25 protein-coding genes and 1 pseudogene are annotated in these 23,234 nt (G+C 76.2%); 17 read left to right on the top strand and 9 right to left on the bottom strand.

What is annotated here, in order from left to right:
- The first annotated feature begins 297 nt into the window (after nucleotides 1-297).
- Together ENKNEFLB_RS16100 and ENKNEFLB_RS16095 are read left to right on the top strand one after the other, a co-directional pair.
- The gene (locus ENKNEFLB_RS16100) at nucleotides 298-1,350 is read left to right on the top strand and encodes a PHP domain-containing protein (RefSeq protein ID WP_214056320.1); all 1,053 of its coding nucleotides are present in this window, start codon (nucleotides 298-300) and stop codon (nucleotides 1,348-1,350) included.
- A 10-nt stretch (nucleotides 1,351-1,360) separates the two neighbouring features.
- Entirely contained in the window at nucleotides 1,361-1,921 is a 561-nt protein-coding gene (locus tag ENKNEFLB_RS16095) for a M48 metallopeptidase family protein (protein WP_246535599.1), read from the top strand.
- Here the strand turns inward: ENKNEFLB_RS16095 and ENKNEFLB_RS16090 are convergent.
- Both ENKNEFLB_RS16090 and ENKNEFLB_RS16085 read right to left on the bottom strand, forming a co-directional pair.
- Nucleotides 1,858-2,511 carry an NUDIX hydrolase gene (locus ENKNEFLB_RS16090; protein ID WP_214056319.1) on the bottom strand — a complete coding sequence of 218 codons (654 nt, stop codon included), beginning with the start codon at nucleotides 2,509-2,511 and terminating at the stop codon, nucleotides 1,858-1,860. The genes ENKNEFLB_RS16095 and ENKNEFLB_RS16090 overlap by 64 nt on opposite strands.
- Nucleotides 2,508-3,944, bottom strand: coding sequence for a zinc-dependent metalloprotease (locus tag ENKNEFLB_RS16085; protein ID WP_214056318.1), 1,437 nt, complete (start codon nucleotides 3,942-3,944; stop codon nucleotides 2,508-2,510). Before ENKNEFLB_RS16085 ends, ENKNEFLB_RS16090 begins: the two co-directional genes overlap by 4 nt.
- A 46-nt stretch (nucleotides 3,945-3,990) precedes the next feature.
- On the opposite strand from ENKNEFLB_RS16085, the gene ENKNEFLB_RS16080 reads away from it, so the two are divergent.
- On the top strand, nucleotides 3,991-4,419 hold the full coding sequence (locus tag ENKNEFLB_RS16080) for a molybdenum cofactor biosynthesis protein MoaE (protein WP_338040915.1): 429 nt from the start codon (nucleotides 3,991-3,993) through the stop codon (nucleotides 4,417-4,419).
- A 28-nt stretch (nucleotides 4,420-4,447) separates the two neighbouring features.
- Here ENKNEFLB_RS16080 and ENKNEFLB_RS16075 read toward each other — a convergent pair whose 3' ends face one another.
- On the bottom strand, nucleotides 4,448-6,370 hold the full coding sequence (locus tag ENKNEFLB_RS16075) for a Stk1 family PASTA domain-containing Ser/Thr kinase (protein ID WP_246535598.1): 1,923 nt from the start codon (nucleotides 6,368-6,370) through the stop codon (nucleotides 4,448-4,450).
- Between the two features lie 262 nt (nucleotides 6,371-6,632).
- On the opposite strand from ENKNEFLB_RS16075, the gene ENKNEFLB_RS16070 reads away from it, so the two are divergent.
- The 4 genes from ENKNEFLB_RS16070 to ENKNEFLB_RS16055 are packed head-to-tail and all read left to right on the top strand — an operon-like array spanning nucleotide 6,633 to nucleotide 7,986.
- Nucleotides 6,633-7,019: an Rv2175c family DNA-binding protein gene (locus ENKNEFLB_RS16070; protein WP_214056315.1), complete on the top strand. Its 387-nt coding sequence runs from the start codon at nucleotides 6,633-6,635 to the stop codon at nucleotides 7,017-7,019.
- A 10-nt stretch (nucleotides 7,020-7,029) separates the two neighbouring features.
- On the top strand, nucleotides 7,030-7,329 hold the full coding sequence (locus ENKNEFLB_RS16065) for a hypothetical protein (RefSeq protein ID WP_214056314.1): 300 nt from the start codon (nucleotides 7,030-7,032) through the stop codon (nucleotides 7,327-7,329).
- Nucleotides 7,320-7,547, top strand: coding sequence for a guanyl-specific ribonuclease (locus ENKNEFLB_RS16060; RefSeq protein ID WP_214056313.1), 228 nt, complete (start codon nucleotides 7,320-7,322; stop codon nucleotides 7,545-7,547). The genes ENKNEFLB_RS16065 and ENKNEFLB_RS16060 overlap by 10 nt, the downstream gene beginning before the upstream one ends.
- Nucleotides 7,548-7,557: 10 nt before the next feature.
- Nucleotides 7,558-7,986, top strand: a complete 429-nt coding sequence (locus tag ENKNEFLB_RS16055) for a barstar family protein (RefSeq protein ID WP_214056312.1) — start codon at nucleotides 7,558-7,560, stop codon at nucleotides 7,984-7,986.
- Between the two features lie 3 nt (nucleotides 7,987-7,989).
- On the opposite strand, the gene ENKNEFLB_RS16050 is transcribed toward ENKNEFLB_RS16055, so the two are convergent.
- Nucleotides 7,990-9,081 (bottom strand): polyprenyl synthetase family protein, encoded by a 1,092-nt coding sequence (locus tag ENKNEFLB_RS16050; RefSeq protein WP_214056311.1) that lies wholly within the window; start codon nucleotides 9,079-9,081, stop codon nucleotides 7,990-7,992.
- Nucleotides 9,082-9,155: 74 nt separating this feature from the next.
- Here ENKNEFLB_RS16050 and metF point away from each other — a divergent pair, with 74 nt between their 5' ends.
- Nucleotides 9,156-10,046, top strand: a complete 891-nt coding sequence (metF, locus tag ENKNEFLB_RS16045) for a methylenetetrahydrofolate reductase [NAD(P)H] (RefSeq protein WP_214056310.1) — start codon at nucleotides 9,156-9,158, stop codon at nucleotides 10,044-10,046.
- Nucleotides 10,047-10,101: 55 nt separating this feature from the next.
- Here the strand turns inward: metF and ENKNEFLB_RS16040 are convergent, their stop codons facing one another.
- Together ENKNEFLB_RS16040 and ENKNEFLB_RS16035 are read right to left on the bottom strand one after the other, a co-directional pair.
- Entirely contained in the window at nucleotides 10,102-11,409 is a 1,308-nt protein-coding gene (locus ENKNEFLB_RS16040; RefSeq protein WP_214056309.1) for a phytoene desaturase family protein, read from the bottom strand.
- 9 nt (nucleotides 11,410-11,418) lie between these two features.
- Nucleotides 11,419-11,916, bottom strand: coding sequence for a YbaK/EbsC family protein (locus ENKNEFLB_RS16035; protein ID WP_214056308.1), 498 nt, complete (start codon nucleotides 11,914-11,916; stop codon nucleotides 11,419-11,421).
- A 112-nt stretch (nucleotides 11,917-12,028) separates the two neighbouring features.
- Here ENKNEFLB_RS16035 and ENKNEFLB_RS16030 point away from each other — a divergent pair, with 112 nt between their 5' ends.
- The 5 genes from ENKNEFLB_RS16030 to ENKNEFLB_RS16010 all read left to right on the top strand — a co-directional run bounded on the left by ENKNEFLB_RS16030 (nucleotide 12,029) and on the right by ENKNEFLB_RS16010 (nucleotide 15,822).
- Nucleotides 12,029-12,520, top strand: coding sequence for a hypothetical protein (locus tag ENKNEFLB_RS16030; RefSeq protein ID WP_214056307.1), 492 nt, complete (start codon nucleotides 12,029-12,031; stop codon nucleotides 12,518-12,520).
- Between the two features lie 101 nt (nucleotides 12,521-12,621).
- Nucleotides 12,622-13,155, top strand: a complete 534-nt coding sequence (locus ENKNEFLB_RS16025; protein WP_214056306.1) for an SAV_6107 family HEPN domain-containing protein — start codon at nucleotides 12,622-12,624, stop codon at nucleotides 13,153-13,155.
- A gap of 100 nt (nucleotides 13,156-13,255) precedes the next feature.
- The gene (locus ENKNEFLB_RS16020; protein ID WP_214056305.1) at nucleotides 13,256-13,975 is read left to right on the top strand and encodes a methyltransferase domain-containing protein; all 720 of its coding nucleotides are present in this window, start codon (nucleotides 13,256-13,258) and stop codon (nucleotides 13,973-13,975) included.
- Between the two features lie 48 nt (nucleotides 13,976-14,023).
- Nucleotides 14,024-15,289: a DNA polymerase IV gene (gene dinB / locus ENKNEFLB_RS16015; RefSeq protein WP_246535597.1), complete on the top strand. Its 1,266-nt coding sequence runs from the start codon at nucleotides 14,024-14,026 to the stop codon at nucleotides 15,287-15,289.
- A 53-nt stretch (nucleotides 15,290-15,342) separates the two neighbouring features.
- Entirely contained in the window at nucleotides 15,343-15,822 is a 480-nt protein-coding gene (locus ENKNEFLB_RS16010) for a DUF3040 domain-containing protein (RefSeq protein ID WP_214056304.1), read from the top strand.
- A gap of 734 nt (nucleotides 15,823-16,556) precedes the next feature.
- Here the strand turns inward: ENKNEFLB_RS16010 and ENKNEFLB_RS22680 are convergent.
- The 3 genes and pseudogenes from ENKNEFLB_RS22680 to ENKNEFLB_RS16000 all read right to left on the bottom strand — a co-directional run.
- Nucleotides 16,557-18,158: pseudogene (locus tag ENKNEFLB_RS22680) on the bottom strand (transglutaminase TgpA family protein); the annotation flags it as partial.
- 44 nt (nucleotides 18,159-18,202) lie between these two features.
- Nucleotides 18,203-19,480: a DUF58 domain-containing protein gene (locus ENKNEFLB_RS16005; RefSeq protein WP_214056303.1), complete on the bottom strand. Its 1,278-nt coding sequence runs from the start codon at nucleotides 19,478-19,480 to the stop codon at nucleotides 18,203-18,205.
- The gene (locus ENKNEFLB_RS16000) at nucleotides 19,473-20,480 is read right to left on the bottom strand and encodes an AAA family ATPase (protein WP_214056302.1); all 1,008 of its coding nucleotides are present in this window, start codon (nucleotides 20,478-20,480) and stop codon (nucleotides 19,473-19,475) included. The genes ENKNEFLB_RS16005 and ENKNEFLB_RS16000 overlap by 8 nt, the downstream gene beginning before the upstream one ends.
- Nucleotides 20,481-20,737: 257 nt before the next feature.
- Between ENKNEFLB_RS16000 and mraZ the strand changes: the two genes are divergently transcribed.
- From mraZ to ftsL, 4 genes are all read left to right on the top strand, one after another.
- Nucleotides 20,738-21,160, top strand: a complete 423-nt coding sequence (mraZ, locus tag ENKNEFLB_RS15995; RefSeq protein WP_160008137.1) for a division/cell wall cluster transcriptional repressor MraZ — start codon at nucleotides 20,738-20,740, stop codon at nucleotides 21,158-21,160.
- A 256-nt stretch (nucleotides 21,161-21,416) separates the two neighbouring features.
- Nucleotides 21,417-21,587 (top strand): hypothetical protein, encoded by a 171-nt coding sequence (locus tag ENKNEFLB_RS15990; RefSeq protein ID WP_214056301.1) that lies wholly within the window; start codon nucleotides 21,417-21,419, stop codon nucleotides 21,585-21,587.
- An 8-nt stretch (nucleotides 21,588-21,595) separates the two neighbouring features.
- Nucleotides 21,596-22,609, top strand: a complete 1,014-nt coding sequence (rsmH, locus tag ENKNEFLB_RS15985) for a 16S rRNA (cytosine(1402)-N(4))-methyltransferase RsmH (protein ID WP_214056300.1) — start codon at nucleotides 21,596-21,598, stop codon at nucleotides 22,607-22,609.
- Nucleotides 22,606-23,226 (top strand): cell division protein FtsL, encoded by a 621-nt coding sequence (gene ftsL, locus ENKNEFLB_RS15980; RefSeq protein WP_214056299.1) that lies wholly within the window; start codon nucleotides 22,606-22,608, stop codon nucleotides 23,224-23,226. Before rsmH ends, ftsL begins: the two co-directional genes overlap by 4 nt.
- The last annotated feature ends 8 nt before the right edge of the window (nucleotides 23,227-23,234 follow it).

The following is a 23,234-nucleotide window of genomic DNA, read 5'->3' as shown; positions in this document are numbered from 1 at the left end:
CGAGGAGGCCCCCGCCCACCTCGCACCGCGAGCCTTCCCCAAGTCCGCGGTGGTCGGTGGCCCGGAGGCCCCGTCCGCACCGACGGTAGGACCGCGGGCGTCGTGGGTCAACGGTCCCGGTCACCCGGGCGGACGGCGGTGTGGACAGAGCTGTGGACGATCCTGTGCACTCGCGCCCCCAGCGGTGGAGGACCTGGGGAGGAGGCTGTGCACGACCGCCCGGAGGGAGGCGGGCACGTGCGGCGTGACCTGGGAGGATCCCTCTCCACAGGGTGTGGACGACGAAGGGACGGGCAGATGGCGGGCACCGGGACGGCGTACGACGGGGGGCCGGTGGCGGCGCTGCGCCGGATCGCCTTCCTCCTGGAGCGGGCGCGGGAGGACACCTACAAGGTCAAGGCGTTCCGCGGCGCGGCCGCCGCGGTGCTCACGCTGTCGGCCGACGAGCTGGCCCGGGCGGTGGACGAGGGGTCGCTGACCGACCTGCCCGGGATCGGCGCCAGCTCGGCGACGGTCGTCGCCGACGCCGTCCGCGGCGTGCTGCCCGAGCGGCTGGCGCGGGCCGAGCGGGAGCACGGTGGTCCGTTGACCGGCGGGGGCCGGGAGCTGCGGGCGGCGCTGCGCGGCGACCTGCACTCGCACTCGGACTGGTCCGACGGCGGCTCCCCGATCGAGGAGATGGCCTTCACCGCGCTCGAGCTCGGCCACGACTACCTCGTGCTGACCGACCACTCGCCGCGGCTCAAGGTCGCCCGGGGGCTCAGCGCGGAGCGGCTGGCGCGCCAGCTCGACGTCGTCGACGCGGTCAACGACCACCTCGCGGCCGGGGGCCACACCTTCACGCTGCTCAAGGGCATCGAGGTCGACGTGCTCGACGACGGTGGCCTGGACCAGACCGACGCGATGCTGGCCCGCCTCGACCTGCGGGTCGCCAGCGTCCACTCCAAGCTGGCGATGGACGCGGACGCGATGACCCGACGGATGGTCGCGGCGGTGCGGCACCCGCGCAGCAACGTGCTGGGCCACTGCACGGGGCGTCTGGTCACCGGCGGCCGTGGCACGCGGGCGGAGTCGCAGTTCGACGCGGCCGCGGTCTTCGCGGCCTGCGCCGAGGAGGGCGTCGCGGTCGAGATCAACGCCCGGCCCGAGCGTCGGGACCCGCCGACCCGGCTGCTGGAGCAGGCCCGCGACGCCGGCTGCCTGTTCTCGATCGACAGCGACGCCCACGCCCCGGGGCAGCTGGACTTCCCGGTGCTGGGCTGCGAGCGGGCCGAGGCCGCCGGGATCGATGCCGAACGGATCGTCAACACCTGGCCGCGGGAGCGGCTGCTGACGTGGGCGAACGGATAGGTTCGCGGCTGTGAGCCCGCTCGCCGACGCCGACGACCCGGCCGGTGGCGAGCCCGAGGTCGAGATCCGCCGTTCCACGCGGCGCCGGCGCACGGTCTCGGCCCGCCGCGACGGCGACCGCATCGTGGTGCTCGTCCCCGCGGGGATGAGCCGGGGCGAGGAGCGCCGGTGGGTGCGCGAGATGGTGGCCCGGGTACGCCGTGCCGAGCAGCGCCCCACGTGGTCCCACGACGACCTGGCCGAGCGGGCCCGACTGCTCAGCGACCGCTGGCTGGGCGGCCTCGCCGCCCCGGACTCAGTGCGGTGGGTCGACAACCAGCAGTCGCGGTGGGGCTCCTGCACGCCGGGCGACCGGAGCATCCGGCTCTCGTCGCGGCTGCAGGGCATGCCCTCGTGGGTGGTGGACTACGTCCTCGTCCACGAGCTGGCGCACCTGCTCGAGCCGGGGCACGACGAGCGCTTCTGGGCCTGGGTCGACACCTACCCCCAGGCCGAGAAGGCCAAGGGCTACCTGCTCGGCTGGTCGGCCGCGTCCCGGGTCGAGCCGCCCCCGTCGGACCACGTGGACTGACCCGGGGCCGCCCCCGCCCCCGCCCCCGCCGCAGCCCTCGCCACGGCGCGACGCACCACCGGGGCCAGCTCCCCGGCGCTCGCCGGCAACGCGTCGACCGGCCACCACCGCAGGTCGAGCGACTCCTCGCTGACCGCGTGGGTGGCCCCGGGCGGGGCGACGGCGACGTAGCGCACGTCGAGGTGGTGCACGAGCAGGCCGTCCGGCTCCGCGTCCGGGCCCGGCCCGCAGAAGGGCACCTCGTGCTCGTCGAGCGCGAGGGGCACGCCGTCGAGGTCGAGGCCGGTGAGACCGGACTCCTCCACGGCCTCCCGCAGCGCGGCGCCGGCCAGGGTCTCGTCACCCGGCTCGCAGTGGCCGCCGAGCTGGAACCAGCGCCGCGCCTTCGCGTGCAGCGTCAGCAGCACGTGCGAGCGGTCGTGGTCGAGCACGAGCGTGCTCGCCGTGAGGTGGTCGGGCCGGCACCCCCGGTCGAGGCCGTCCGGGTGGTCGCGCAGGTGCGCGGCGTACCGGGCGCGCAGCGCCTCCTGGGCGCGGTCGGGGGCCGCCCAGGCCTCCAACGAGGCCAGGGCGTCGGCGTGCAGGCTCACGTCGCGGTCGGGGCGGGACCGTCGTCCTCGGGTGCCGCGTCCTCGGGCGCCGCGTCCCCAGGCCCGTCGAGCAGGCGCCGGAGCTCGGCGTCGAAGTCGTCCTCCGACAGCGCCTCGGGGGCGGCGGCGTCCTCACGGAAGCCGAGCGGGTCGTCGAGGTCGGCCGCGGTGGGCAGCAGGTCCGGGTGGGTCCACACCCCGTCGCGTGCCTCCACGCCCTGGCGGGTGCGCAGCGAGCCCCACAGGGTCGAGGCGTCGCGGAGCCGGCGCGGGCGCAGCTCCAGGCCGACCAGCGCGGCGAAGGCCTGCTCGGCGGGACCGCCCGTCGCGCGACGGCGCCGGAAGGCCTCCTGCAGCTTGCCGGCCGAGGGCATCCGCTCGACCGTGGCCTGGTCGACGACCTCGTCCACCCAGCCCTCGACCAGGGCCAGGACGATCTCGAGCCGCTCCAGCGCCTGCTCCTGGGCGGGGGACCTCGGGACGTCGAAGAGCCCGCCCTCCATCAGCTGCTGCAACGACTCCGGGTTCGAGGGGTCGATGCCCTGGAGCTGCTCCTGCATCCGCTGCTGCATGCCCTCGGCGTTGACCTCGAGGCCGCGGGCGTAGTCGGTGACCGCGCCGACGACGTGCTCGCGCAGCCAGGGGACGTTGGCGAAGAGGCGCTGGTGGGCGGCCTCGCGCAGCGCGAGGTAGAGCAGCACGTCGTCCTCACCGACGTCGAGGCCCTCGGCGAAGACGGCGACGTTGGCCGGCACGAGCGCGGCGCGGCCGGGCTCCCCCAGGGGTACGCCGGCCTCCGACACGCTGAGCACCTCACCGGCGAGCGCGCCCAGGCCGGAGCCGACCTGCGTGGCGAGCATCGCGCCGACTGCCTTGCCGAGGAAGCCGAGGATCGGCCCGGCCGCGGCGCGGGCCTCCTCGGGCAGCGCCGAGGCCAGGCCGGAGGCCGAGCGCTCGGCGACGGGGTCGACGAGGACCTTCCAGCCGTCGAGGGTGTGCACGACCCACTCGGCGCGGCTCCAGGCCGCGGTGGAGGTGACGCCGGAGGGGAGGTCGGTGGTGGTGTCGAGCCAGTGGTCGGCGAGGCGGACCGCGTCGGCCACCGCGTCGGACTGCTTCCGGGTCGGGGTCGGGTCGGGGGAGGAGGCGGCCTGCTTGCGGGCCAGGTCGGCGGCGACCTCCCAGTTCAGCGGGCCGTCGTAGGGCTGCATCAGGGACTGGATCTGCCCGAGCACCTGGCTCAGGTCGAAGCCGCCCGGGCCACCGAGGCCGGCCATCCCGGGGAAGCCGCCCGCGCCACCGGCCCCTCCGGCGCCACCGGACGCCCCACCTCCACCGAAGGCGGAGAACAGCTGCTCGAAGGGCGTGCCCTTGAAGGGGTTCTGGCCCTGCTCGGAGCCCTCGTCGGACGGGTCGCCTGGCTTGTCGCTCATGGCTCCAGGCTACGTCCTGGCGCCAGCGGTCTCCTATGCTGCGCCCGTGCCCCATCCCGCCGTCCGGCTCGTCGACATCCGTGAGACCCCGCTCGACGTCCTCGAGGTCGTCGACGCCCTCGACGACGACTCCTCGGGCGGGCTGACGCTGTTCGTCGGCCGGGTCCGCGACCACGACGGCGGCAAGGGCGTCGACGGGCTGGAGTACTCGGCCCATCCCAGTGCGCTGGCCCGCCTGCAGGACGTCTGCGACCGGGTGGCCGGGCGTCACGACGTCTCGGGGCTCGCCGCCGTGCACCGGGTCGGCACCCTGGCCATCGGCGACCTCGCCGTGGTGGTGGCGACCGCGTCGGCCCACCGCGGCACGTCCTTCGACGCCTCGCGCGACCTGATCGACACCCTGAAGGACGAGGTCCCGATCTGGAAGCACCAGGCCTTCGGCGACGGCACCGAGGAGTGGGTCGGGTCCCCGTAGCCCGCGCAGCCCGGGCGGTGCGGCCCGCTCAGACCACGTAGAGCGTGATCGTGCTGCCGCGGGGGACCATCTCGCCCTCGCCCGGGTCGGAGCCGACCACGAAGCCGAGGCCGACGAAGGAGTCGTCGTTGGCGACCTCCACCTCGAACCCGGCGGCCTCGAGGGTGTCGGTGGCCGAGTCGATCCCGGCGGCCAGCACGCCGGGCACGGCGACCAGCTCGGGACCCTGGGAGACGGTGAAGGTGACCGTCCCGCCCTGGAAGAGCGTGCCTCCCGAGGGCTCCTGGGAGATGACGGCCCCCTCGGGCACCGTGTCGTCGAAGGCCTCGCCGCCGACCACCGGCTGCAGGCCGCGCTGCTCGAGCGCCGCGGCCGCGGTGTCGTAGTCCTGACCGACCCAGTCGCCGACCTGCCGGGGCCGGGGGCCGCGGCTGACCACGAGGTCGACCGGGGAGCCGGAGCGCAGGGTGGTGCCGGCGGCGGGTCGGGTCCGGACCACGGTGCCCTCCGGCACCTCCTCGGACCACCGCTCGACGGTGTCGTCCGGGTCCAGGTTCAGGCCCAGCAGGGCGTCCTGGGCCTCGTCGACCCCGCGCCCGGCCAGCGCCGGCACGTCGTAGCGCTCCTGCCCGAGGGACACCACGGCCTCCACCGTGCCTCCGGGCAGGACCCGGTCCCCGGGCCCGGGGTCGGTGCTGATGACGCGCCCCTCGGCGACGGTCTCGGAGAAGGTCTCGTCCACGACGTCCAGCTCGAGGCCGGCCGACGCCAGCCGGTCCTCGGCCGCGGCGACGCCGACGCCGAGCACCGCGGGGGCGGCGGTGTAGCGCCCCCAGCCGACCCAGTAGCCGCCGCCGGCGACGACGAGGGCCAGGACGAGCCCGAGGACGAGCAGCAGGCCGCGCCGACGGCGCGCGGGTGCCGCCGGGGACGCGGAGGCCCGGGGCCGGGCGGGGCGGGCCGACGCCGCGCTCGCGGGAGGCGCGGCGTGGCTGGCGTGGCTGGCGTAGGCGGTGGTGTGCTCGACCACCGGCGCGCGGGGTGCGACGGGCCCGGTGTCGGCGTCCTCCGGCGACGTGTCCGGGGCCGTGGTCGGGGCCACGGTCGGGGTCGGGACGGGGCGCAGGTCCAGCACCAGCTCCGGGTCCTCCGGGACGCCGTCGGTCAGGGCCTGGGCCACCCGGCGCACCTGGCGCAGCAGCACGTCGGCGTCGGCGGGGCGCTGCGCCCGGTCCCGGGCCGTCGCCCGGGCGACCAGTGCGTCGACGTAGGCCGGCAGGCCCGGGACCCGTGCGCTCGGCGCGGGGACGTCGGCGTGGACGTGCTGGTAGGCGACGTGGATCGGGCTCTCGCCCTCGTGCGGCTTGGCGCCGGTCAGCATCTCGTAGAGCACGACCCCGGCGGCGTACACGTCGGCGCGCGCGTCGCCACGACCCTCCACGACCAGCTCCGGGGCCAGGTAGGACACGGTGCCGATCAGGACGCCCTGGGTGGCGGTGTGGCGCGTGTCGGCGCCCACGGCGCGGGCCAGGCCGAAGTCGGCGACCTTGACGGTGCCGTCCTCGGCGATCAGGACGTTCTCCGGCTTGACGTCGCGGTGGACGAGCCCGGCGCGGTGGGCTGCGGCGAGCGCCGAGAGCACGGGCTCCAGCAGGGCCAGCGCACGCGACGGAGGCATCGGCGCCTCGGCGGCCAGCACGTCGCGCAGGGTCCCGCCGCGCACCATCTCCAGGGCGAGGAACACCACGCCGTCGTCGTCGCCCTGGTCGAAGACCGCCACGACGTGGGGGTGGGAGAGCCGGGCGGCCGCGCGGGCCTCGCGCACGAACCGCATCGCGACGTCGTCGCCGACCCCGCCGTCGTGACCGTGCCCGACGAGGTGGGCGTGCATCACCTTGACCGCGACGGTCCGGTCGAGGCGCAGGTCGGTCGCCTCGTAGACGGTGGCCATGCCGCCACGGGCGATGGTGGGCCCGACGCGGTAGCGCCCGTCCAGCAAGCGGCCGTGCAAGGGGTCGACAGGTCCGGCACCGGGTCCCGGCCGGGGCCGGCGCGCCGGCCTGGGTGCCGACTGGTCGGTGTGCACGGGTGGGCCTCCTGCGTCCGGGCGGGGAGGGCCCGGGACCCACATCGTAGGTGGCGGGGCCGCGGGGGCCCGGGCCACGCCCGCTCCCGGCGTGGCGGGTGAGCGCCGACGGTGAGACGATGCGGCCATGAGCGAGTCCACCCCCGTCCGCCTCGCCGACCAGGACCTGGCAGCGCTCGTGCCCGCCTGGCTCACCTGGGCGCAGGCCGCCGAGCGCCTGGGCGTCACGCCGGCGAAGGTCCGCACGATGATCCGCGACCACGAGCTCGCGGCGGCCGTGCCGGTCCCCGGCACCGGGCAGCAGGTCCCGGCCGACTTCGTCGACGACGAGGAGATGCTGCCCGTCAAGGGCCTGCCGGGCATCCTCACCGTCCTGCACGACGGCGGCTACGACGACCGCGAGGCGATCGCCTGGCTCTACCTCGACCTCGACCTGCCCGGCCGCCCGATCGACGCGCTGCGCGAGAACCGCGGCTCGGAGGCCAAGCGGCGCGCCCAGGCGATGGCGTTCTAGGACTCGCGCCGTGGTGATGCCCGCGCCGCCCCGCGAGCCCGGGTGGAAGCCGAACCCCTCCGGGCTGCTGGCGATCCTGCTGGTGGTCGGTGTCGTCGTCGGCGTCTGGTTCGTCAGCGGCGGCGACCCCGGGACCCCGACCGGGAGCGGGAGCCCGCCGGGCTTCGCCTCGACCGCGGACGACGTCGACGGTGGCCCGGACGGCGGCGCCGCCTCCGTGCCGCAGAGCGGCGAGGTCGACCCCGAGACCGGGCTGACCTGGGTCTCCCTGGACGAGCTCCCCCCGAGGCCCTCGCCACCGTGGAGCTGATCGCCGACGGCGGGCCGTTCCCCGAGGACGAGGACGGCGGCACGTTCTACAACCGGGAGGGGATCCTGCCCGACCGCCAGGACGGCTACTACACCGAGTACACCGTGCCGACGCCCGGCTCGTCGGACCGCGGGGCGCGACGGGTCGTGGCCGGGGAGCCGGACGAGCTGTTCTGGACCGCCGACCACTACGACTCCTTCGAGCGCATCATCTCGTGACGGCGCGACGATGACCGCGCTGGCCGGCCTCCTCGCCGGCGCGACGCCGCCCGGCGCCTACCGGTGGCCCACGGCGCCCCCGTCGTACGACGCCGGCCGCGTGGTCCGCGTCGCCGGTCGCGCCGGGTGGCGCGCCACCCGGCTGGTCGCCGGCGGTCTCGGGGGTCGAGCGGACCTGGTCGCGTCCCTGGGCGACGCGTTGGAGGTCTCCGGGCTGCACGGGCACAACCTGGACGCCCTGGAGGAGCGGGTGCGCGCGCTGCCGGCGCGCCCGCCGCTGCTGGTGGTCTGCGACGACTGGGCGGACCTGGCCGCCGAGCACCCCCGGGCGACCCGGGGGGCGCTGCGCGTGGTCACCGCCCACGAGGAGGCCCCGACCGTCGTGCTGCTGCTGGGCGACGGCCCGGACCTCGGCCTGCCCCTGCTGGACCGGCGCTGACCGTCAGAGGGTGCGCTGGGTGGCCGCGGTCGCGAGGTCACCGAGCACGGCGCGCGCGTGCCCGTCGAGCGGCGCCCGGTCCAGGGCCTCCCGGGCCCGCTGCGAGAGCGCCCCGATGACCTCCTCCACCTGCTCCGCGGCGCCGGAGTCGACGATGATGCGGCGCAGGTCGGCCACGTCGTCGGGTCCCAGCGGCGTGCCGAGGGCCGCGTCGAGACGCGCGCGGTCGGCCGGCGGGGCTCCGTCCAGGGCCAGCGCCACCAGCACGGTGCGCTTGCCCTCGACGAGGTCGTCGCCGGCGGGCTTGCCGGTCACGGCCGGGTCGCCCAGGACCCCGAGGAGGTCGTCGCGCAGCTGGAAGGCCTCGCCGAGGGGGAGGCCGAAGCGGGAGAGGTCGGCCAGCACGTCCGGTCCGGCGCCGGCCAGCGCGGCGCCGATGTGCAGCGGACGCTCGACGGAGTACTTCGCGGACTTGTAGCGCAGCACGGTCATCGCGGCGTCGACGTCGGCGCGGCCACGGGCCTGCACCGACACGTCGAGGAACTGCCCGGCGATCACCTCGCTGCGGCACTGGTCGTAGACGGCCATCGCGGCCGCGACGCGGTCCGCCGGCAGGCCGCAGCGGCGCAGCAGCTCGTCGGCCCAGGACAGCACCAGGTCGCCGAGCAGGATCGCGCCGGCCTCGCCGTACGCCGCGGCGCCGCCGGTCCACCCCGCAGCGCGGTGCCGTGCCTCCAGCATGCGGTGCGTGGTGGGGGACCCCCGCCGGGTGTCGGACGCGTCCAGGACGTCGTCGTGCAGCAGCGCGCTCGCGTGCAGGAGCTCCAGGGCGGCGCAGGCGCGCAGCAGCGCGGCCTCGTCGGCCGGTTCGGGGTCGACGGCCAGGTGGCCCCACCAGCAGAACGACGCGCGCAACCGCTTGCCCCCGCGCACGAACCGACGCGCCTCCTCGACCAGCAGGTCGGCGTCCGGCCCGACCGGGGCGAGACGGACGGCCTGCTCGTCGAGGAAGGAGTCGAGGGCGTGCTGCACCCCGGCGCGGAAGGCGGTGGCGTCCCACGGCGTCCGCGCGCCAGGCTCGGAGGAGGGGCTCACGCCTCGAGGCTAGGCCCTGGGCGGGTGCGGCCGGGATTGGGAGGGGTGGGAGCGCCCCGCCTACGCTCGGCAGCATGTCGACGGGGCCTGGGCGCAGCATGGCGGAGCTGTTCGCGGAGGGCGGGCGGTCGTTCTCCTTCGAGTTCTACCCGCCGAAGGACCAGGCCGGCGAGGAGCAGCTCTGGCGGGCGATCAGCGAGCTGGAGCCGTACCGGCCGACCTTCGTCTCGGTGACGTACGGCGCGGGCGGGTCGAGCCGTGACTCGACGGTGCGGATCACCAGCCGGATCGCCCACGAGACCTCGATGGTGCCGATCGCGCACCTGACCTGCGTCGGCCACACGCGCACCGAGCTCGAGGCGATCCTGGACACCTACGCCGCCGCCGGCGTGCACCACGTGCTCGCCCTGCGCGGCGACCCCGAGGAGGGGCCGCGGGCCCCGTGGACGGCGACCCCCGGGGGCCTCGACCACGCCACGGAGCTCGTCGAGCTGGCCCGCGCCCGCGGCGACTTCCGGATCGGGGTGGCGGCCTTCCCCGAGCAGCACCCGTCGTCGGCGTCCCTGGACCACGACGCGGACGTGCTGGTGGCCAAGGCCCGCGCCGGCGCGGAGTGGGCGGTCACCCAGATGTTCTTCCGCGCCGAGGACTACTTCTCCCTGGTGCAGCGGGTCCGCGACCGCGGCTGCGACCTCCCGGTGCTGCCCGGGATCATGCCGATCCTGAACCTGGCCAACATCGAGAAGCAGGGCGAGCTGATCGGCACCACGGTGCCGGGCGACGTCGTCGACCGGATCTCCTCGCACGCGGGCGACGCCGCGGCGATGCGGGCCGAGGGGGTCGCGATGGCGGCCGAGCTGTGCCGCGACCTGCTGGACGGTGGCGCCCCGGGGCTCCACTTCTACACGCTGAACCGGTCCAAGGCGACGCTGGAGATCTTCTCCGCCCTCGACGTCCGGGTCTGACCCGGGTCCCAGACCGGGCCTGAGACCCGGCTGCAGACCCGGTCCGGCCCGGGGCTCAGGGCTCCACCGGCCGGCCGAGGTCGGCCAGCACGGCGTGCACCACGAGCGCCGCCGACATCCCGACGAACGGGACCCCGGGACCGGGGACGGCGTGCGCCCCGGCGGCGTACAGGCCCGGGACCGGGGTGCGCGGGCCGATCCGGTGGCGCACGGTGCCCCGGCCCTGCCAGAGCACGCCCAGCGGCGAGCCGCCCCACTCCTCGACGAGGGCGCGGGGGGAGCGGTCGACCCGGACCGCGACCTGGTCGCGCACGTCGAGGCCGGCCCGCGCCAGGTCGGCGAGGGGGTCCGAGGCGCCGCGTCCGCGTCCGAGCACGGTCCAGGCGCCCGGGCCGGAGGGGCGGACGACGACCAGGGGGTCGCCGTGCAGCACGAGCTCGTGGTCGAGCGGCGGGGGGTCGTGGAGCCCGACGTGGGTCAGCGCCGGGGGCAGCGCCGGCACGGTGGCCCGCACCAGCGGGGCCAGGGTGGGCAGCCGGCGGGGGTCGACGGCGCACACGACCACGTCGGCGTCGAGGACGCCCGCGGTCGTGGCCACGCCGGCGACGCGCCCGGAGCGCACCACGACGTCGAGCACGTCGGTGCCGGTGTGCACCCCGACCCGGCGCAGCGCGAGCCGGTCGACGAGCAGGTCGAGCAACCGGGCCGTGCCGCCCGTGAACCGCCAGCCGCCGAAGCACTGCTCCAGCCAGGAGGTGACGCCGGCCCAGGCCGGCACGTCACGCGGGGCGTGGCCGTCGACCACGAGGGGGTGGGCCGCGACGTCGGCCAGACGGTCGTCACGAAGCGACCCGCGCAGCCGCCGACGCAGGGTCTCGCGCGAGCCGAGGAGGGCCAGCGCCTCCTGGGAGGGCCCGGTGCCGGTGGTCTCCCACGGCTCGAGGTAGCCGCGTCGCAGGGTCTCCCAGACCGGGGCGTACGCGTCGGTGTGGGCCAGCCACTGGTCGCCGAGACCGGCGCCGAGCGCCTCGAACGCACGGCGCTGCCCCTGCCGCGACCCGCCGGGCAGCAGCAGCCGGGTGTCGTCGACGAAGCGGTGCTCGCGCAGCACCGGCACCGGCTGCAGGTCCAGCTCGCGCTCGAGCGGCCGACCGGTCTTGTGCACCAGGTCGCGCACCACCGCGGGCAGCATGGTCCAGGTGACGGCCCCGTCCCACGACCACCCGTCGGCCTCGACCGGGCGCAGGGCGCCCCCGAGGGTCGGCGCGCGCTCGACGAGGGTGACCTGCTCGCCCTGCTTGGCCAGCCGCAGGGCGACCGCCAGACCGCCGAGCCCGCCCCCCACCACCACCACGCGTGCCACGGCGCGACCCTAGGTCCGGCCGGGCCCGGAGGATCGCTCGACGTCGATCTCGTGGGCACCGGTCATCCTCACCAGCTCGTCGGCGTCGGTGGAGAACACCGCGGCCGGGTGGCCGGCGGCCGCCCAGACCCGGGGGTGCCGGCGCAGCCAGGTGTCGACGTAGGTGGGCACCGGCGTGGGGTGGCCGAGGGGGGACACGCCCCCGATCACCTGCCCGGTCGCGGCCCGGACGAGCTCGGCGGAGGCGCGACGCAGCGGGCCGGTGCCGATCCGGGCGGCCACCGCCGACGTGTCGACCCGGTGGGCGCCGCTGGTCAGCACCAGGACGGGGTGCCCGTCGACCTCGAAGAGCAGGCTGTTGGCGATCGCGCCCACCTCGCAGCCGAGCGCGGCGGCGGCGAGGACGGCGGTGTGGGCGGCGTCAGGCAGAATGACCACTTCACCGGTCCCGCCGCGCTCCGCGTGCGCGGCTCGGAACCGGGTGACACCAGGATGCTCGGACGTCATGCCCGGACCCTAGACGGGCGGCGTGCGGGCGTCCCGGACCGACCAGCGGACCCGGCCGTGGCGCCGGGGGCACAGCGGAGCAGGGGGCGCGGCCCCGGCGGGAGACCAGCACGTGAGCACAGCAGCGGAGCCGACCTCGGCGACGACCGGCCCGCCCCGTTCGCGGGCCCTGACCTGGGTGGCTCGCGGGGTGTGGGCCCAGGTCCTGGTGGGCGTGCTCACCGCGGCCCTGGTGGTGGTGCAGCGCGAGCCCCTGATGGACGCCTGGACGGCCGGGCAGCCGCCCGACAGCACCATCGCCCCGCTGTCGTTCGTCCCGGTGGCGCTGGTGTGCTGCGGGACCTTCGTCGGCTCGGCGCTGCTGATGCTGGCCTTCCTCCGTGCGGGGCACGGCTGGGCGCGGTGGTGCCTGGCCGCGATCATCGCCTTCGTGGTGCTGGCCACCGTGGCCGCCCTCCGCACGTCGCCGCCGACGTCGTTCGTGGTGGTGTCGGTCGTCGGCCTGGTGGTCGAGGTCGCGACGCTGGTGGCGCTGTGGCGCCCGCCGGTCTCGCTCTTCCTGCGACGGGTCGCCGACTCCGAGCGGCCTGGGGTCACGCGCTAGCACGCGCCGGGTGAGCCACAGGTCTTGACGGGGTGTCGGCGGACCGGTGTACCGTTCGAGTCGTTCGAACACGTGTTCGACGGACGGCGAGGGGACGCGACATGGCGGCACGACGCGAGGACCGGACGGGGCAGCGGCGCGGGCAGCAGCACGGGCAGCAGCACGGGCGGGGGACCGCGGTGGTCGAGCGACCGGTGAGCCTGCCGGCCACGACCCACTCCTACCTCGGGCGGTCCGCCGAGTCCCTCAGCGAGGCGGTCGGCAGCACCGACGTCGCCACGCGCTACGCCTGCGCCCACGTCGCCGCGCTGCGCGCCGCGGCGGCCCTGCTCGCCGCGCGTGCTCGTCCCGAGCCGTCCCGGGGGCGCCGGCAGAAGAACGCCTGGGTCCTGCTGAGCGAGGTGGCACCGGAGCTCGGTGAGTGGGCGACGTTCTTCGCCGCCGGGGCCGGCAAGCGGGCCGCGGCCGAGGCCGGGTCCTCGCGCGCGGTGGGTGAGCGCGAGGCCGACGACCTGGTCCGCGACGCCGACCGGTTCCTGGCGGTGGTGGAGGAGATGCTGGGCCTGGTCCCGCACGCCGCGGTGCCGTCGTCGTGGGCTGCGTGCCAGCCCGCCCCGACCCGCTACGCGGGGTGAGCAGCGCCGGGGCGTCCGTCCGGCGTACGGCGGCCTCGTCGGGCGCGACCCGCGGGGCGCGGCGGGGCGGATCGGGCGGCGGTCTCCTAGGGTGTGCGTCATGCCGGCGACGGAGCGACCCAGCGAGCGCAGGAGCGCGATCCGCACGGCCGTGGTGTGGGACGCGCTGCGGCCCGTCCTCGACGCCGGGCCCCTCGACGTGCTCGACATCGGCGGTGGGACCGGCGGCTCGGCCGTCGCCGTCGCCGAGCGCGGGCACCGGGTCACCGTGGTCGACCCGAGCCCCGACGCCCTGGCCTCGCTGGCACGCCGGGCCCGCGAGCGCGGGGTCGAGGTGGCCGCGGTGCAGGGCGACCTGTCCACGACGCTCCACGTCCTCGGCGCGGACGGGGCCGACCTCGTGCTGTGCCACGGCGTGCTCGAGGTCGTCGACGACCCGGGGACGGCCCTGGACACCCTCCGTGCGGTCGTGCGTGACGGTGGCGCGCTCAGCCTCCTGGTGGCCCAGCGGCACGCCGCGGTGCTGGCCCGGGCGATGGCCGGGCACTTCGTGGCTGCGCGCGAGGCGCTCGAGCCGGGCGCCCCGCTCGACCGCGCCGGACGCCGCTTCACCCACGACGAGCTGGACGACCTCGTCGCGACGGCGGGGTTCGCCGACCGGGAGGTGCACGCCGTCCGGGTCTTCGCCGACCTGGTCCCCGGGGCCCTGCTCGACGCCGAGCCCGGGGCGACGACCGCGCTGCTCGACCTGGAGCGGGCGGTGGCCTCGCGCCCGGAGTACCTCCCGCTGGCGACCCAGCTCCACCTGCTCGCCCGCTGAGACACGTCCCGGGCCGGTCCGGCCGGCCGTCACGGCCGGGGTCGCGCGGTGAGCGTCCCGGACGCCTACGAGCGCTCGCGGGCCTGCCCGGTGCTGCACGTCGACATGGACGCGTTCTACGCCTCGGTCGCGCTGCGGGACCGCCCGGACCTGCAGGACACCCCGGTCTTCGTCGGTGGCGGGCACCGCGGGGTCGTGCTGTCGGCGAACTACCTGGCCCGGGCCCACGGCGTGCGCTCGGCGATGCCCGGGTCGCGCGCCCTGCGGCTGTGCCCGGACGCGGTGGTGCTCAAGCCCGACCACGCGGTGTTCGCCACCGTCTCGGCCGCGGTGATGGAGACCTTCCGGCAGGTGACCCCGCTGGTGGAGGGCGTCTCGATGGACGAGGCGTTCCTGGACGTCTCGGGCGCCGTCCGCCTCCTGGGCACCCCGCTGGCGATCGCCGAGCAGCTCCGGGCGCGGATCGCCGACGAGCAGCGGATCACCTGCTCGGTCGGGGTGGCCGCGACCGTCTCGGTGGCCAAGCTGGCCAGCACCCGCGCCAAGCCGGACGGCGTGCGGGTGGTGCTTCCCGACGAGGTGGCGGCCTTCTTGCACCACCGCGACGTCGGCGACCTGCACGGGGTGGGGGAGAAGACCCGGGACCGGCTGCGCCGTCGGGGCTACCTCACGGTGGGCGACCTCGCGCGGACCGAGGTCGAGGTGCTGCGCCGTGACCTCGGGGAGCACCTCGGCCCCCACCTGCACACCCTGGCGTGGGGCGCGGACCGGCGACAGGTGCGCTCGCGGCACGCCCCCGTCTTCGCCGGCGTCACCCAGGACCCGGACAAGTCCATGGGCGCCCAGTCGACCTTCGGCCGTGACACGGCCGATCGTGCCGTGGTGCTGCGCGAGCTGCTGCGCCTGACCACCTCGGTCACCGGCCGGATGCGGACCGCCGGTGTCGCGGGCCGCACGGTGGCCCTGACGGTGCGCTTCTCGGACTTCACCACCCTGACCCGTTCCCGGACGCTGGGGGAGGCCACCGACGCCACCCAGGAGGTCTTCGCTGCCGTCGTCGCGCTGCACGACGCCCTGGGGCTGCGCGGTGAGCGGCTGCGGCTGGTCGGGGTGCGGGTGGAGGGGTTGCGACCCCGCGCGGGGATCCACCACCAGCACGTCCTCGGGGAGCGCGAGGTGGGCTGGGCGGAGGCCGACCGGGCGGTCGACCAGGCCGCGCGGCGGTTCGGCTCGGCGGCCGTGCGGCCTGCCAGCCTGCTCGGGGGTGGGGCGAATTCGCCGGTGTCCCTACCGCCGGTGGAGCGGCCTGCCTAGACTTTCGACCAACGCCCGGATCGACCGGGCACGACCGACCCTGGGAGGACCCGGTGCCGCTCTCGGAAGAAGAGCTGCGACTGCTCGAGCAGATGGAGCGCGCGCTCGTCGAGGAGGACCCGAAGTTCGCCTCGACCCTGCGGGGCACCTCGATGCGCAGGACAGCCCGTCGCCGTGCGCTGCTCGCCGCCGTCGTGTTCGTGGTCGGGGTCGTCGTGCTGATGACCGGAGCCATCACCAACCAGGTCGTCGTGGGCATCGTCGGCTTCGTGGTCATGCTGGGCAGCGCCACCCTCGCGCTGACGTCGCTGCGTGGTCAGCCGCAGGTCCGGGTGCCCGACGACGCCTCCGGCGCGGCACCCGGTGCCGGCAGCCCCGGCCTCGCGGTCATCGACGGCGGTCGCTCGCTGAAGCCGCGCAAGTCCCGCGGGCGTACGCCGGGCTCCGGCAAGGGCGCCTCGCGCCCGTCCGGCTCCTTCATGGAGCGCATGGAGCAGCGCTGGCGCCGTCGCCGCGAGGGCAACGGCTTCTGACGGTCCTCGACCTCCGGGTCCGGGCGCCCGGACCGCACGGCCAGGTCAGCGCAGCTGCTCTGCCAGGGGGCGGTCGGCGGACTGGTCGCCGTCTGTGCTCTTCCCCCGGCGCCGTCCACGGCGGGTGACCACGGTCCTCGGCCACCACCGGGCGCGGCGCCTGCGGCGCGTCGTCGAGCGCTCCTGCAGGGTGTCCAGGCAGGCACGGACGGCGGCGGCGACCCCGGGGTCGGTCGCCTCCCCCCGGGACCCGGGGAGGCGTAGCTCGCGCGCTCCACCGCCGCCACGACGACGTCGAGGTCCGTGGTCGTCCCGAGGTGGCGCGAGACCGCCGCCCGCACCTCGCGCGGCGATCGGTCGTCGGGCCAGGGGACGTCGAGGTCGACCGCGGTGTCCCGCAGCTCGTCCCACCCCTCCACCACGTCCCCGGCCAGGCGTCGCTCGCGCCGGCGGCGGCGTACGGCACCGGGCACCAGGAGCACCAGCGCGACCAGGGCCACCGGCAGCCCGACCAGGCCGACCGCGCGCCACGGGCCGGACGACTCCGCCGCGGGGGCCGCGGCGGGCTGCTCGGCCACCTCCGGCTGCGGCCGGTTCTCGGCCCGGTCGGCCTCGTCGCCGCGAGCGGCGTCGGGACCTGCCTCCGGGGCCTCCGGAAGCTGCTCGGGCGCCTGGTCGCCGGCGGTGTAGTCGGGCACGTCCGCGGCGCGCTGGGGCGGCGTGGGCTCGAAGCGGGTCCAGCCGGCGCCGGGGAAGTAGAGCTCCGGCCAGGCGTGCAGGTCGCGCGAGCTGTACTCCCAGCGTCCGTCGGGCAGTCGGCTGGGGGCCAGGAAGCCGACAGCCACACGGGAGGGGATCCCGACCTGGCGGGCCATCACGGCCATGGCGGAGGCGAACTGCTCGCAGTAGCCCACCCTCCCGTCGGGACCCGGGGTCAGGAAGGCCGCGAGCTCGTCGGCGCCGTTGCCGTTCTCGGACTGCGCGAGGCTGTAGGTGAAGCCGCCGTCGGTGCGGAAGAAGTCCTGCAGGGCGACCGCGCGGTCGAAGTTGTTGGCCAGGCCCGCGGTGACGTCGTTGGTCAACGACCCGACGACGGGGGGCAGGCCGGCCGGCAGCTGGAGGAACCGGGAGTCGACCTCGCCGCGCTCGGCGGGGGCCTCGGCCAGCTCGGCGGCCTCCACCTGCGGCTCCACCGCCGTCATCTCGTAGCTCAGGCCGGAGGTGGTCAGGTCGTCGGAGGCCGCGATGAAGTCGACGGTGCTGGTGTCGAAGCGCCAGTCGCCGGGCGCCTCGACCCGCGAGACGGGGGCCTGGGTCGGCAGCCAGGTCGAGGAGAGCGCGTCGGTGACCTGGACCTCGTAGCCGTAGGCCTCCCGGGGCACCCCGGGGTCCAGGCCCTCGAGCGGGGGCAGGGCGCCGTCGGCCACCTGGTTGCCGGGGACGCTGCGGTCCCCGGCGGTCCACTCGTTCTCGGTGAAGTTGGCCAGCACCGAGATCCGCAGGTACGCCGGGTCCGGGTCGTCGGTGCGGATGCGGACCAGGGGGAGGTCCCTGCCCTGCTTGAGGTCGCGTCGCAGGTCCACCATGGGGTTGGTCACCAGGATCTCACCGTCCCCGCCCGAGCCGGTGCCGCCGCCCAGCAGGTCCAGGTCGAGCGCCGGCAGCGCGAGCGGCAGCACCACGGCCAGGGCGACCGCGCCGGCGCCGAGCGCGCCCGCGCCCGCGGTGGCGGCACCCGTGCGCACGCCGAAGCCGGCGGAGTCGGCGGCCCGGTCGTCCTCGGGGTCGGCCAGGGCACGGCCCCACCGGGTCACCGCGTCCCCGGCGTCGAGGTGGAGCATCAAGAGGAAGCCGGCCGCCGCGGCGACGAACACCCACCAGCTCGCACCCGTGCCGAGGATCCCGACCGGGACGCTGTAGACCGCCAGCAGCGGCAGCCCGGCCAGCGGCACGCGGCGCAGCGTGCAGGCCAGGACGTCCACCAGCAGCAGGCAGCCCAGGCCGCCGACGATCAGCAGCGGCTCGATGCCCGGCACACCGGCCGGGACGGGGGCGGCGTACCTCGTGGAGGAGTCGAGCGCCTGGGTGAACGAGAGGGCCAGGTCGCTGCCGGCCGCCCCCAGCGGCACCGGGGAGCCGGTCAGCACCAGGCTCGAGGTCCCGACGCCGAGGAGCACCTGGGCGAGCACGACGAGCACCCCGGGCACCGCGAGGCGGCGCAGGAGCGCACCGCTGAGCGCGATGACGGCCCCGATGCCCAGGAGCGGGACCAGGGCGGCCGGCCACGCCTCGGTGAATCCCCGCCAGGACAGGGCCGAGACCCAGACGGTGAGCACCCCGGTCAGCGCCAGGCCGACCCGGGACCCGGTCGGTCGGGTGCTCACGACGCACCCCCGACGGGCTCGCCGAGACCGGTCCGCACCGCGGGGCGCGCCCCGCCGCGGCCGAGCTCCTGCCACGCCGTGACCAGGTCGTCGCCCGGCCCGACGGAGGCGACCCGCCAGCCCTGGTGCAGCAGCACCGGGGCCGCCGGCCCGCCGGGTCCGCCGGCCGACCTGCCCCACGCGTCCAGGTCGAGGGCCATGGCCAGCGAGAGTCCGGGGTGGGCCATCCGGCGCAGCACCGGTGCGTCGGCGGCCTGCAGCAGGCCGACGACGGCGACCGTCACCCCGGCGGTGTGGTCGGCGAGCCAGCCCTGGTCGAGCCGGACGGCCGCGTGCAGGCGCAGGACGGCCAGCGACTCCAGCAGCCGGGCGGCGTCCGGACCGTGCGCGGCGTCGTGCCGGGCGGACGCGGGGTCCTCACCGGTGGCCGTCACCAGGCGCACGGTGTAGCCGCGCCGGGCGAGGTGGGTGGCCACCGAGGCGGCCGCGGTCACCGCGGTCTCGAAGGAGGACGTCGGACCCGCGCCGCGGTGGGCGACCACCCGGTCGTCGAGGAAGACGGTGGCGCGGGCCTGCCAGGGCTGCTCCTCGCGCCGCACCATGAGCTCACCGGTCCGTGCGGAGCTGCGCCAGTGCACCCGGCGCAGGTCGTCGCCGCGGCGGTAGGTGCGCACGGTGACGTCCTCGGCCGACCCGGTGGCCGCGGCGCGCAGCCGCTCGTCGCCGGAGCCGGTCCACCCCTGGCCGAGCGGGACGGCCGGGAGGTCCACGGTGCGCGGGACCACCGTCAAGGTGGCGGTGGAGCGGAAGGCGCGGCCCAGCTCGAGCAGGCCGAAGGGATCGGTGACGCGCACCGACATCGGTCCGACCTCGAAGCGCCCGCGCAGGTCCGAGCGCACCTGGTAGGCCGCGTGCCTGCTCCACCCGTGGCCGATCCCCTCGAGGACGAAGCGGGGCCGGGCGCCGAGCTCGTAGGGCACCTGCTCCTCGAGCAGGAGCAGCCCGCTGGGCGTACGACCGTCGTTGGTCAGGGTGAGCGCGACCTGGGCCGGCTGACCCACGACGACCTGGCGCGGGGAGACCTCCCGCACCAGCGAGAGCCGGTAGCGGGTGCGGGCGAGGACCACGGCGGCGAGCAGGGGCAGCGCCACGAGCAGCACGCCGACCCGGCTCAGCGGTCGCTGGTCGAGGAGCACCGCGCAGACCACGGCGGTGACGCCCGCGGCCAGGAAGGCGCGCCCGCGCACGGTCAGCCCGGAGAGGGCCTCACGCACCGCCGCCGCCCCGGGGCACCGGCACGGCGTCGACGAGGTCGGCCAGGACGTGCCCGACGGAGCGCCCGGTCATCGACGCCTCGACGCTGGGCATCAGCCGGTGGGTGAGCACCGGCCCGGTCAGCGTGCGGACGTCGTCGGGCAGCACGTAGTCGCGACCGTCCATGGCCGCCACGGCCTTGGCGGCCCGGACCAGGTGCAGCGTGGCGCGGGGCGACGCGCCGAGCACGAGGTGGTCGCTGCGTCGCGTCGCGCCGGTGATGGCCACGGCGTAGCGCTGGACGGGGGCCGAGACGTGCACCCCCGCGACGATCTCGCAGAGCTTGCGGATCTCGGCGGCGTCGGTGACGGCGTCGAGGTCCTCGAGCGGGGAGTGCCCGGCGTGCGAGTCGAGCATGGCGATCTCGGCCGCCTCCACGGGGTAGCCCATCGAGACGCGGGCCATGAAGCGGTCGCGCTGCGCCTCGGGCAGCGAGTAGGTGCCCTCCATCTCCACCGGGTTCTGGGTGGCGATGACCATGAACGGCGCCTCCAGGGCGTAGGTGGCGTTGTCCACCGTCACCTGGCGCTCCTCCATGCACTCCAGCAGCGCCGACTGCGTCTTCGGCGAGGCCCGGTTGATCTCGTCGCCGACGACCACGTTGGCGAACACCCCGCCGGGGCGGAACTCGAACTGCCGGGTGTCCTGGTTGAAGACGGAGACGCCGGTGACGTCGGAGGGCAGCAGGTCGGGCGTGAACTGGATGCGCCGCACGCTGCAGTCGATGCTGCGCGCCAGCGCCTTGCTCAGCATGGTCTTGCCGACGCCGGGCACGTCCTCGATCAGGAGGTGGCCCTCGGCCAGCAGCACCGTGACCGCCGAGGCGACGACCTGGGGCTTCCCCTCGATCACCCGCTCGATGTTCGCGCGGATCCGCCCCACCACCGCGGCGACGGTCGCGAGGTCCGCCGACGAGGTGGGTCGGGGGCCGGTGGCGGCAGGGGAGGGAGCGGGGTCCACGCGGGGTCCTTCCGGGTGCGGCCCGGGTCGGGCCGGGGCTGGAGCGAGGTGAGGTCAACCGTAGGGCGTGGCCTCAACCCGTGTCCCGCGTCGCCCGCGACGGGCCCGGGGGACGGGCTGCGGGGCGGTGGGGGAGCGCGGTGGGTGAGGGGGGTGCGGAAGTGGGGAAGAGTGGTTGACGGTGGGGCAAAGTGGAGTAGTGTGGAGCGAAGTGGAGGAAGAGGCCACGTTCGTGGGGCGACCGGGGAGGACTGCTCATGCACTTCATGGGCACCTACACCCCGAAGCTCGACGAGAAGGGCCGGCTCTTCCTCCCGGCCAAGTTCAGGAACCGGCTCGCGGAGGGGCTCGTGGTGACGCAGGGACAGGAGCAGTGCCTCGTGGTCTGGCCCCAGGACGTCTTCGACGCCGAGGCCGACCGGGTCTCCTCCCGCCCCCTGACCAGCAAGTCGGCACGTGCCTACACCCGCATGCTCTTCTCCAGCGGCGCCGAGGGTGCGCTGGACAAGCAGGGACGCATCTCGATCCCCACCACGCTGCGCGACTTCGCCGGGCTCGACCGCGACGTCGTGGTCATCGGCGCCCGGGACCGCCTCGAGATCTGGAACCCCGAGCGCTGGCGTGAGTACGAGCAGCAGGCGCTCCCCGAGTACGTCGACCTCGACGAGGACGACGAGTGACCCGCTCCCTGCGCTGAGCTCCCCACCCACGCCCCACCCCCGCACCACCACGACAACTCCACACCCGAACCGCAGGGCCAGGTCTCTGGTCCGCCCCGGTCCCGGCAGCACCTCCTGGGGCACCTTCCCCGGCTCCAGGCGCGCTGCCGCTTCCCCGCCGAGGCGGACAGGAGACCTGGCCCTGCGGCTCCACCAGCAGCACCCCGCACCACCAGCACCACCCGCATCCCCGTCACCGAGCAGCAGGGTCGAGATCATGAGCAGCACACGCCTCACCCCCGTGGCCGGTCCGGCCGCGCCGGAGGTGCGCCGCGTGCGGCACCAGGCGCGCGACGCGGTGACCCTGATGGTCTTCTCGCTCGGCACCTCGCTGGGCCTGGCCCTGCTTCTCCTGCTCGTCTCCGTCCTGCTGGCCCCGGGCAGCTGACCGCGACGATGGCCGCCCCCGCCCACGCCCCGGTCCTGCTCGACCGGGTCGTCGCACTGCTCGCGCCCGCCCTCGCCCGGCCCGGTGCCGTCCTCGTCGACGCCACCCTCGGCGCCGGCGGGCACACCGAGGCCGTCCTGGAGCGGTGCCCGCAGGCCCGCGTGGTCGGCGTGGACCGGGACCGCGACGCGCTCGACCTGGCCCGGGAGCGACTCGCCCCGTTCGGGGACCGGTTCACCGGCGTCCACGCGGTCTACGACGAGGTCCCCGACGTCCTGGCCGAGCTCGGCCTCGCGGGCGCCGACGGCGTGCTGTTCGACCTCGGGGTCTCCTCGATGCAGCTCGACCGGGCCGAGCGCGGCTTCGCCTACGCCGTCGACGCGCCCCTCGACATGCGGATGGACGCCTCGACCGGGCCCACCGCGGCCGACGTGCTCAACGGCTACGACGCCCGCGAGCTCACCCGGGTCCTGCGGGACTACGGCGAGGAGAAGTTCGCCCGCAAGATCGCCGGCGCGGTCGTCCGGCAGCGCGAGCAGGCGCCGTTCACCACCTCGCAGGCCCTGGTCGAGCTGCTCTACCGCGAGATCCCCGCCCCGGCCCGCCGGACCGGCGGGCACCCCGCCAAGCGCACCTTCCAGGCGCTGCGGATGGAGGTCAACGACGAGCTCGGCGTGCTGCGCCGCGCGATGCCCGCCGCGGTCGCCAGCCTCGTCGTGGGCGGCCGGATCGTCGTGGAGTCCTACCACTCCCTGGAGGACCGCCTCGTCAAGCAGGTCCTCACCGCCGCCACCCGCCTCGACGTCCCCGACGACCTGCCGTTCGTCCCCGAGGGCCAGGAGCCGCCGCTGCGGATGCTGACCCGCGGGGCCGAGAAGGCCGACGACGAGGAGCACGCAGCCAACCCCCGGGCCGCCTCGGTCCGGTTGCGCGCCGCCGAGCGCGTCCACCCCGACCGGCCCACCACCGGCCACCCGCGCGACGCCCGACGTACGCCCCCGACCCACGGAGCACCCCGATGAGCAGCCCAGCACCGCACGGTCCCTCCCGGCAGCCCACCGGTCGGCAGCGCCTGCCGCGCCTGGCCGGCGACGCCGTCGAGCGCGCCCGGCTCCGGGTGGTGCCGCGCACGGCCCGGCCGCCGGCGCGGGTGCCGTTCATCGGGCTGGTCAGCCTGATCCTGCTGACCGGGGTCGTCGGGCTGCTGCTGTTCAACACCTCGTTGCAGCAGGCGTCCTTCGCGGCCACCGCGCTCGAGGCCGAGGCCGACACCCTCAGCGCCCGCGAGCAGGCGCTGCGGATGGACATCGCCGAGCAGCGCGACCCCCAGCAGATCGCCCAGCGCGCCCAGCGGATGGGCATGGTCATCCCGACCGTCCCGACCTTCCTGACCCTGGGCGGCGACGTCCGCGGCGAGCGCGTGGCCGCCGCCGAGACCGACCGGTTCTCGATCGAGCCGGCGCCGGCCCCGAACCCGTACGGCGGCCTGCCCTCCGCCGCCGCACCGGGGCAGGTGCTGGGGCAGGCGCCGGACCGGACCGGCGACGCCGACCCCCGGGCCGACGGCGCGGCGTCCGGCCCGACCCGTGCCTCGGGCGGTACGAATGAGGACCGGCAGGGACAGCGGGCGCAGCGGTGAGCGGCGCG

Source organism: Nocardioides aquaticus, from assembly GCF_018459925.1.
Lineage (GTDB): Bacteria > Actinomycetota > Actinomycetes > Propionibacteriales > Nocardioidaceae > Nocardioides > Nocardioides aquaticus.
Note: the sequence above shows the minus strand (reverse complement) of the source record. Positions and strands in the feature narration are given on the sequence as shown.